At 32.3% G+C, this 10,106-nt stretch carries 7 protein-coding genes and 1 pseudogene; 5 read left to right on the plus strand and 3 right to left on the minus strand.

The features are described from left to right. Positions 1 to 7 precede the first annotated feature (7 nt). Positions 8 to 610, minus strand: coding sequence for a Uma2 family endonuclease (locus H6F39_RS16135; protein ID WP_190372235.1), 603 nt, complete (start codon positions 608 to 610; stop codon positions 8 to 10). A 270-nt stretch (positions 611 to 880) separates the two neighbouring features. Here H6F39_RS16135 and H6F39_RS16140 point away from each other — a divergent pair, with 270 nt between their 5' ends. Beyond that, positions 881 to 2,449 (plus strand): hypothetical protein, encoded by a 1,569-nt coding sequence (locus H6F39_RS16140; protein WP_137907272.1) that lies wholly within the window; start codon positions 881 to 883, stop codon positions 2,447 to 2,449. Positions 2,450 to 2,558: 109 nt separating this feature from the next. Beyond that, positions 2,559 to 3,824, plus strand: a complete 1,266-nt coding sequence (locus H6F39_RS16145) for a mannosyltransferase family protein (protein WP_137907273.1) — start codon at positions 2,559 to 2,561, stop codon at positions 3,822 to 3,824. A 46-nt stretch (positions 3,825 to 3,870) separates the two neighbouring features. On the opposite strand, the gene H6F39_RS16150 is transcribed toward H6F39_RS16145, so the two are convergent. Further along, positions 3,871 to 5,400 (minus strand): glycosyltransferase family 39 protein, encoded by a 1,530-nt coding sequence (locus H6F39_RS16150; RefSeq protein ID WP_190397029.1) that lies wholly within the window; start codon positions 5,398 to 5,400, stop codon positions 3,871 to 3,873. 3 nt (positions 5,401 to 5,403) lie between these two features. Continuing rightward, positions 5,404 to 7,863, minus strand: a complete 2,460-nt coding sequence (locus H6F39_RS16155) for a hypothetical protein (RefSeq protein ID WP_190397030.1) — start codon at positions 7,861 to 7,863, stop codon at positions 5,404 to 5,406. 78 nt (positions 7,864 to 7,941) lie between these two features. Here H6F39_RS16155 and H6F39_RS16160 point away from each other — a divergent pair, with 78 nt between their 5' ends. The 3 genes and pseudogenes from H6F39_RS16160 to H6F39_RS16170 all read left to right on the plus strand — a co-directional run. Beyond that, positions 7,942 to 8,898 (plus strand): glycosyltransferase, encoded by a 957-nt coding sequence (locus tag H6F39_RS16160; RefSeq protein WP_190397032.1) that lies wholly within the window; start codon positions 7,942 to 7,944, stop codon positions 8,896 to 8,898. Between the two features lie 124 nt (positions 8,899 to 9,022). Beyond that, positions 9,023 to 9,391: an EamA family transporter gene (locus H6F39_RS16165; protein WP_137907276.1), complete on the plus strand. Its 369-nt coding sequence runs from the start codon at positions 9,023 to 9,025 to the stop codon at positions 9,389 to 9,391. 482 nt (positions 9,392 to 9,873) lie between these two features. Next, positions 9,874 to 10,106, plus strand: a pseudogene (locus H6F39_RS16170) (addiction module component); the annotation flags it as partial.

The following is a 10,106-nucleotide window of genomic DNA, read 5'->3' on the forward strand; positions in this document are numbered from 1 at the left end:
GGAGGTTCTAACTATTGTTTTTTGTTTCAGGTTCTGCAATTTCAAATTTGACTTTATTATATATATCCTGCAAAGAAATTGTGAAAGGTACTGTTGTCAGAGATATATTTTCATCTTCTGCATCATATTCACAAAAATTCCATCTTTTTTTCCCAATTTTAGAAAATTGTTCTACATGAATACGGTTTTGATCAATTAATAGGTATTCTTGAAAAGTGGGAATTGTTCTGTAAGCGGCAAATTTATCTTCTTTGTCGTAACTTTTAGTAGATTTAGACAAAACTTCTATAATTACCTGGGGGTTTGTAATTGTATCTGTCCGATTGTTGACAAATTCCGGCTCATCTGCAATAATGATCACATCTGGATAAGTGTATATTAGCTTTTGAGGTATCCATAGACGCATATCACCCATGAAAACTTCGTAATTTTGATTTTTGAAGGCAAAATTCAGTCCAGAGCTTAAATTCAAAGAGATGCGGTTATGATTTATAGATAGACCAGCCATAGCAATGATTTGTCCGTCAATGTATTCGCTTTTGTAGTCAGCAGTTGCTTCTAATTCCAGATATTCCTCTGGAGTGTAATATTGCTTTTGGATTAGTTGCATATTTTTGATTAGAAAGCTATGTATATTAATTTAATATAACATCTTATTTAGGATTCCTATAATCGCTATATCAGCAATTATTATTAATTAACCAGTTTATATATCAATTTTCTTATATTACTCAATTCCCGCATGAAAAATTGCACTAAAGTATGGTACTATTTAGTAGTGATTAATTGATAGTGATTAATTGATAGTCCACAAAATAACCTTGTTTATCAATAGATAAATAACCACCAAAATCCTCTTTTAGGTTAGGTAAAATTCAATATGAATTTTGTTTGGAAACGGCTTACCCAGAATAATATACTGTTTAGCAATTCTTGCACTACTTTATTTTTTTTAATTGGTTTACCTGCTATTCTCCATCATGCTATGTGGCGCGATGAATTAAATGTTTGGCTTATTGTTAGAGATAGTCAATCATTATTTGAATTATTTCATAACATTCATTATGAAGGACATCCCTTTGTTTGGTATATCTGTTTGGCTATTTTAAAACAAATCACAAATAACCCTGTGATTATGCAAATATTTCACCTATGTTTAGCTACATCATCTGTTTATTTATTTACTCGATATTCCCCATTTAATTATTCACAAAAGTTGTTATTTTGTTTAGGTTATATTCCATTTTATGAATATTTATTAATTAGCAGAAATTATGCAATTGGGTTATTATTATGTTTTTTGTTCTGCATTATCTATCCTCAAAGAAAACAGAGTTATCTTAAACTTTCTATTGTTTTATTATTAATTGCTAATTCAAATGCTTATTGCTTAATGTTAGCAATAGCATTTAGTATTACTTTATCGTTAGAGTATATTTTTCAAAAATCTTTACATCAAAACCTTTTAGCGAAAAAACATGACATTATTTTAAGTAGTTTAATTGTTTTAACTGGAATAATTATCTCCTTGATTCAACTTATTCCTCCTCAAGATAGTAAATTAGCTGGAGGTTTATCAGGAGTTATATTAAACTTTGACTTTAAACACTTAACTACTACTTTAGTAAGGCTTTGGAATAGTTATATTATTATTTTAGTTCCTGGTGAATCTCAACAATTAAGCCTCATTTTATTTTCTATTTTATCTATAGTATTTTTCGGATTTTTCACAATATCATTTTTCAGAAAACCACTTGTTTTGTTTCTTTACACTTTTGGAACAATTGAAATTCTTGTCTTTACATACGTTAAATTTTTAGGTAGTCCTCGTCATTATGGGCATTTGTATATTTTATTAGTTGTATGCCTTTGGCTTGCTAGTTATTATTCTCAAACATCTTTATTTTTGCAATTATTTCCCCGAAAGTTGAAAACTCATATTATACAAGTTATTAAATGGACAAAACCTTATTATTTATCTGTGATTATGTTGATTTTATATGTGCAAATGGCGGGAGGAATATTTGCTTTTGGTAGAGACATGATTATTCCTTTTTCATCTAGCAAAGAAGCATCTGCTTATATAAAGGAGAAATATAAATATCAATTAAATGATATGTTTATTGTAGGGAGTAAAGATTATACAATGTCACCAATTGCTGGATATATTAATCGCCAAATTTATTATCCAGAAATTCAAAAGATAAGTAGCTTTGTGTTATTTACTACTAAACGACAAGAAGTTGATCAAATGGAAATTTTAAGCCAAGTCAGTCAAATCAGCAAACAACAATTAAAACCCATATTATTGATTTTAAATAAACCATTAGAAATTAATCATCCTGACTTAAAGATTGATCCTATCAAGGAATTTAAAAAAGGCTTTAATTATGATGAGCGATATTATTTATATTTTATTACACAAAAATCTACATCTAGTGGGATATAATGCCTTAATTCAAAATTAAGTCACGGTTTAAGTTGCATTATCACCAATAAGATGTATACTTTTTTTAGATATTTACTTTATCAATCTGAAAAGGACATAATCCTAATATATGGAAATAATTAACTGTCAAAAGCTTATTAATAATAGTTTATTTTTTCCCATAGTAATGTGGTTAACAAGCAGACTTACTATAACAATAGCAATGCTCGTATTTGCCCCTTTGTTGCCGATACCAACAGATGGCATGAAAGCTACATTTAGCTGGGATATTTTTTATGCTTTTGATAGTCTGCATTACGAAAAAATAGCAACTTCTGGCTACAATTTTTCAATTCATGAGCAAGAATATTCAGTTGCCTTTTTTCCGTTATTTCCTTTATTAATTCATTCATTTATGATGTTTGGATTACCATTTAAAGTGGCAGGAATATTAGTCAATAATCTGGCATTTCTGATAGCATTGCTCGTCTTGTATAGTTGGGTAAATGAGTTTTATAGTAAGAGTGCAGCACGATGGACAACTGCCGTATTTACATGGTTTCCAGCCTCTTTATTTTGTACGGTAATTTACTCTGAAGGCTTATATCTTTTATTCAGTACAGCTGCTTTACGAGCTTTTGATAAAAAACAAAGTGCTTGGGTGGCTCTTTGGGGTGCCATAGCTACCGCTGCCCGTCCAACTGGTATAGCATTGATACCAGCCTTTTTACTTACATCTTGGCAAGAAAAAAGGGGAATAAAATTTTACCTTGCAAGTTTAGCTACTGGTGGTGGTCTGTTTATCTATAGCTTGTATTGTCAGATTAAATTTGGTGATGCTTTGGCTTTTATCCATGCACAAAAAGCATGGCGGCCTTCACTTGGATTTGACTGGCAGAGTTGGTTAAGGATTATAATGCAAATTACAATTGGACCGGTTAACACAGTATCAGGATATTTAAAAGATCCTTGGTATCCATTGTTATTTATGATTATTGTAATTAGCAGTTATTTATTGTGGTACTTCCGTAAAATATTAGGTTCTGTCAAGGTGGATTATGGCTTTTACGCTTTAATTTTATTTTTGTGGTTGCTAGGGGGTGATCCATTGATTAATGCAGTCCCGATTTTAGGTGGTGCTTACTTATTATGGCATTTACGCACTCAATTAACCCCTATTACGCTGATTTATGGATTCTGCGCCTTAGCGTTGATTTTAGCCTCTGGAGGAACTTGGTCATTAAATCGTATTGCTTACGGTATTATCTCTTTAAGTGTAGCTTTGGGTGTATTGTTATCGCGTTATCCTCGTTGGGGATATATGTCTATAGGCTTTTTTGCCATACTGGTAATAACCTTTTCTATTCGATTTGCTCAAAAGCTTTGGGTGGCTTGAACTTAGAACTGATTATAGACAGTACCAGCTTTAAAAATATGTTCAGTCAATTAATTAGTGGTGAAATCAATTTAAAACCTTCTGATTCCCCGATAATTTTACTCCCCCTTAAATTCATTTTCTGCAAAGTCTCATTATCCACCAACAAATAAGATTTATGAACAAACTTATCTTGTAAATCTGCAAGAGATGTAGGAATAACTTGACAATCACTATAAAAGTCTAAACTAGGACGACCATCAGGAAAAGAAGTATAAATTTCTGTTCCTGGTGGAATATTATCCCTAATTAATGCTGCAACTGGTAAAACGGGGAATTTTTCATTTAACTCCCATATCCATGATTGAGAACTCATTAACATTGCTAAAACTAAATACATTCCCGCAAATAAAACCGGGATAAATTGACGGTTATGCTGATTAATAAACCATGATGTGATTCCCATAGTCACTGCTAAAATAATGCTCATAACAATTAACAATGGCTGTTTATCAACTAAACTAAAATAAATACAACCTGCTAAACCAATAATAACTAAAAATGCAAAAAATCCCGTCAAAAATCTAGTTTTAAACTTCTCTTCCTGCCAAATATAACTTAAATTAGCCCCAATTGCTAAAGCTAAAAATGGGTATACAGGCATAATATACCAGGGTAATTTGGTACTCATTAAAGAAACTATGGCAAAATAAACAATTGTACCAATGAGAGTTAAACAACCCCAAGCAGTATGACGATTTTTCCAACTTAAATATAAACCTCCTGGCCAAAATAACAACCAGGGAAAACCATATTTTATCACTTCCAGTAAATAATACCAAATCGGACCAGTATTACCTTCTACAGCTTTTCCTAGTCTATCAAAAGCTTGAGACTGAAAATGCACTTCTAAGAAAATATTACCATAATGTTGCCATTGAGCAAAATACCAAGCAATAGCAGGGAAATTTCCTAAAAACATTCCTATCCATAGAAATGGATTTTTAAATATAGCTAATTGTTTATTAGCAATGATAAATAAACCTGCTATTCCTGCTAAAACTACTACTAACATTCCCTTTGTCAGAGTAATTAAACCCAAACAAAATCCGATACCAACAGCATATTTTCTATCATGACGCGCTTTAAGAACACAAAATAATAATAATAAGAAAAAGGAAATAGTCATTCCATCTAACATTGCTAGTCTACCATGACGGACTACAGGCAATAATGTTAAATAAACCAAAGCCGAAAATAAAGCTGGTAAAGTTTCTGCAAAAATTAACCTTCCAATTAAGTAAAGTAAAGGAACTCCTAGCGCGGTTAAAAATGCTCCCGGAAATCTAGTAGTAAATTCTTGTATTCCTCCTGCATGATAGCAAATAGCAATTAACCACTGCATTAAAGGTGGTTTTAATAAAAAAGGATCTCCTTGAATAGTAGGATAAACCCAGTTACCAGTACGATAAATTTCTCTAGCAACTATAGCATAAGTACCTTCATCCCAATCTCGTAAAGGTAAATTTCCCAGAAACATTAACCATAAAACCAAAGACGCTACCAATAACCCTAATAACCATTGTTTATTGTTCATATTTTAGAAGTGAATTAAGGGGAGAAATTTCATAATATTTGTCACTGTTTTTAAAGTCTTTAATTCTGGGATATCTGGTTTGATTTTTTCTACCATTATTAACTGCTTTTCGGCTTGTCTGGGTTGAAAGTCATATAAATAAACAACTCCTAAATAAAGCCAAGTATAAGGATTTTGTCCATCATATTTAGTTAATTCTGTTAAATTCTGAATTAATTCCGGTGCTTTGCGCTGTAAAAGTTGTGATAGCACTAGAGTATAACGCCAATTTAAGTTATTTGGTTGATTTTTTAAGTAATAATTAGCAGCAAATTCAATTTGTTTTAAATAGTCTTGCGTCGGGTCATATTGATTAAAATTATCTATCTGTACAAAGATATTATCTAACTTGCCATTTTGTAATTCTACTGCTAATTGTGACATTCGAGAAACTAAATCTAAAGGTGGTGTTTTTGTTAATTTTCCTGTGTCTGTAACATTTACAGTTATGTCAGAACTATTTAAAGGTGTGATTTTACCAGTAATTCTATCTAAATAGAATGCTGATAGTTGATATTTTCCTAGTGGTAATTCCTGGGGAATAAATGTAGCTAGATTCTCAATGACTCGAAAATTTCCCTGGGGATGACATTTTATACCACAATATAAATTACCTAGACCAATTGCATGATCATGATACCAAGCTGATTGACCATTTTGCCATTTTAATAGTAACAAACCATTTTGTAATTCATCCCATGAACCAGTTATTTGATAAGTAACGGAGTTATTTTTACCTATTATAAATTGATTAGCAGTTATAACTTTTTCTAAAGTAACTGATTTCTGATCATGCTGATCATTATTTAATTTTTCAATTAATTTCTCAACAACTATCTGAGGATTTTTCCGATGATATAATCTTAATTTATCACCATGGGGTAATACCCAATCACTTTGTAATTTTAAATCAGGAGAAGTTTCTATCAAAGATTTTAATTTGCGTTTAGTTTCTCCCTTTTCTCCCGGTTCGTCTGGTTCATTATCTTTGGTAACATACCAAGATAAATACTCTAAATCTTGGTCTACTTGGGATAATTTCATCGTTAATTTTCTCCCATAGACGCGAAAATCAGCCAATGTACCGAAATAATCTAAGGTAAATTCATTAACTTGGGGTGTAGAAACGGGAACTACTCCTAAAGTTGTTTTTAAATATGGGGTAGTTTGATAAATTTTCTCGATTAATTCAGCAAGAGGATATTTTTTACTTTCATTATTTGGTAAATGTTTTCCACCATAAGCCTGAATTAGAGGTAAAGGAAATAAATTATTTAGTAAAATAATGCCACTTAATAGTATAGTTGCTAATCTTAATTTATTAAACCAGATATTTTCAATTAAATTAAAAAAGTAAGCTAAAATTAAACTAATTACCGGAAAAGAAGGAAGAATAAATCTAATATCTTTGTTTGTCCCTAGAGAACAAATTACATAGCTACCAATTAAGAAAATAAATAACCAATTTAAAGCAGACTTAGCTAAATTATCTTTAACTGCATTTTGACTAAATCTAGATTTAAAAAGATAAATTAACAAAATACCAATACTCACAAATAATATCGGAAAACCAACAGTTTCTGGGATAGTTTGCGGATAATATAACCAACCAGCAATGGTTGTCCCAGCAGGATCACCCTCTCCTTTTCCCACATTATTAGCATTTAATGCAGAAGTAATAATAGTTAACCAATTTAAACTATACCAAGAACCACAAATTAACCAAGCTAAAATTAAAGATAAGGCTGTTTGAATTAGTTTAATAAATTTACGTTTGCTGATAAAAATAATTAATGTGTAGATACTAGGAATAAGAATAAAAATAAAACCTGTGGGTTTAGCTAACATAATTAACCCTATTCCTACCCCCAATATCAAAGTTAATACCCATGATACAAAACCAGTATAACTATCTTTCCAAATTGTTAAAATGGTGAAAGTAGCTATGACAATAGACGTTAAACCATAATCTAATAAATAATCAGTTCGCATAATTCCCATAATGGGAAATAATAAGCAAAATATGCTGGCTGTGATGCCAATTTTTCGGTTTTTAAATAAATAATTCCCTAAGTGATATACTGATAAAATAAGTATAGCTGTATATAATAAATTGACTAAACTGGCTTGATCATAGCCTTTACCAAATAATACCAAAAATGGTACAGTACAAATATACACAAAAGGAGCGCGATAACTGGGGGTTAATTCCCACAGAGATAACCACCAATTACCTGATAAAATATTCAGGTTTTGAAAAATTCGATAATGATGCAATGCTGCGGTTAAATGGGCGCTTTGATCATAGGATGGAATAGATTCATCTAAGAAAAACCATGTTCTATCTATCAGTAATCCTATCAACCAAATTGTTAATAGTATGATATAGTCTTTATTGATTTTCAGATAACGGTAATCATTCATTATGTTTTGATTTTCAGGTAATTAAATTTTCAAGATGAATTTTAAAGATCTTCAAGTTTCTCAAAAAATTTTATCATGATCAACCAACCTATCTACTCCCTAGTTATTCCCATTTATAACGAATCAGAAAACATCACAGAGATGTATCGCCGATTACATCATGTCATGGCACAGTTAGACGGTGAGGCTGAATTAATTTTAATAGATGATGGTAGCCGCGATCGCTCTTTAAGTATGATGCGCGAATTACATCATAGTGACAACCGAGTCCATTACCTCAGTTTAGCCCGGAATTTTGGGCATCAAATCGCTGTTACCGCAGGTTTGAACTTTGTCCAAGGTAAATGTATCATTGTTATGGATGCCGATCTCCAAGATCCACCAGAATTAATCTTAACCATGATTGACAAATGGCATCAAGGATATCAAGTAGTTTATGCCCAGCGGACATCTCGTCAACAAGAAACCTGGCTAAAACGCTTGACTGCATATCTTTTTTATCGCATTCTCCGACGCTTGGCTAAAGTTGATATTCCCGAAGATACAGGAGACTTTTGTTTAATGGATAGACAGGTCGTAAATATCCTTAATTCTATGCCTGAACGTAATCGCTACATTCGCGGTTTACGTGCTTGGGTAGGTTTTCGACAAACTTCCGTACTTTTTGAACGAGATCCCCGCTTTGCTGGTACAGTAAAATATACATTTGGTAAATCTTGGGCTTTAGCAATTGATGGTATTATCTCCTTTTCCACAGTTCCCTTAAGGCTGGCAACTTATATAGGCATATTATCAGCTTTTATTGCCTTATTTATGATATTATTAGTTTTGTATTGGCGTTTATCTGAACCATTCTCCCCCATAATTGGTTACACATTAATTACAATTTCCATGTTTTTCCTTGGTTCAGTTCAATTAATTTGTATTGGTATTTTAGGTGAATATATTGGCCGGATATACGAAGAAGTAAAAGGTCGTCCTCTTTATACATTAAAGGAAACTGGAGGTTTGAGAGAAAACTCAAATATAATATGACTATAGTATCATTTTATTCATTGCTAAACAGGTAGACATTGTTTTTGTATCAGCGTTCCCCATTGGCGTAGTCAAGCCTTATGGATTCATATTTGTGTTCTATATACCATCTCAGGTAATATCCGTGTCAATCCAAGAATTTAGTTTACTGCTAATTTCAGTTATCATTAGTGTTGTTGGACAGTTTTTTTTGAAGATAGGAGCGACAAAATTAGGTAAAGTTGATGCAGGTAACGCTATTAGTCATATTCTTAGTATTGTGACTACACCAGAACTTTTATTAGGACTAACCTGTTATGGTATTGGTGCTGTCGCTTATATTCTCCTGCTGACGAGAATCAATCTCAGCGTTGCTGCTCCCGCTGTATCAATTGGTTATATATTTTCTGTATTATTAGGTTACTTTGTTTTAAAAGAAACTATTCCTCTCAACCGTGTTTTTGGACTAGGTTTAATTGTCACCGGAGTGATATTAGTAGTCTGGAAAAAATAAACTATGTCCTCACCCACTCTAGCAAATCTCCAAACCTCTCCCCTGTCAAGGAAGAGGTTTTAACTCCCCCTTTCCTCCTATCCTAGTGAAGGGAGTTGGAGGTTAGGTCTAGTCATTTAATCTCAAAATAACGTAGTATACTAGGGTTAATCGTATTTAACCGCAAGATGAAATACCTAACCCCAGAACAAGTTTATAAACAATTCGACTATCACCCCAAGACAACCGCTTGAGGGGGCTGACTTAGGGAAAATAGAATGTATTCGTTCTCCTGCTGGATATCGGAAATATCCAGAATCAGCATTTATCAAAACAGTCTCAACAGATAAAGAACTCGCTCTTTATGCCCGTGTTAGCACAAAAACCCAGCTACTAGTCTAAACTTTACTTTCTCCGACCAGGAAAAAATAGCCGAAGAACAAAATATTTACGAGCCAAATAGTAGCCCATGTGATTCAATAGAAGGTAGTGCAGTCTAGACTATGAAACTCAAAGTTAAAAATCAGTTAACCGTTACGAGAATCGCCATTTTAGGGACTAAAAAACTAAATACTTGGAAATCTAACGAACTTGATTTAATTGCTTTGCGTTTGGGACAACTACGCTCTGACTTGTGGAATGAGTTCGGCTCTTTAAAGGCTTGGGGTATTTCTAAATTTGAAATTGACAAACAGCTACGCACATCTAAAGACAAGTACCAATTACCTGCTAAATT

Origin of the sequence: Dolichospermum sp. FACHB-1250 (genome assembly GCF_014696335.1) — a bacterium.
In the GTDB taxonomy this organism is placed as follows: Bacteria; Cyanobacteriota; Cyanobacteriia; order Cyanobacteriales; family Nostocaceae; genus Dolichospermum; species Dolichospermum planctonicum.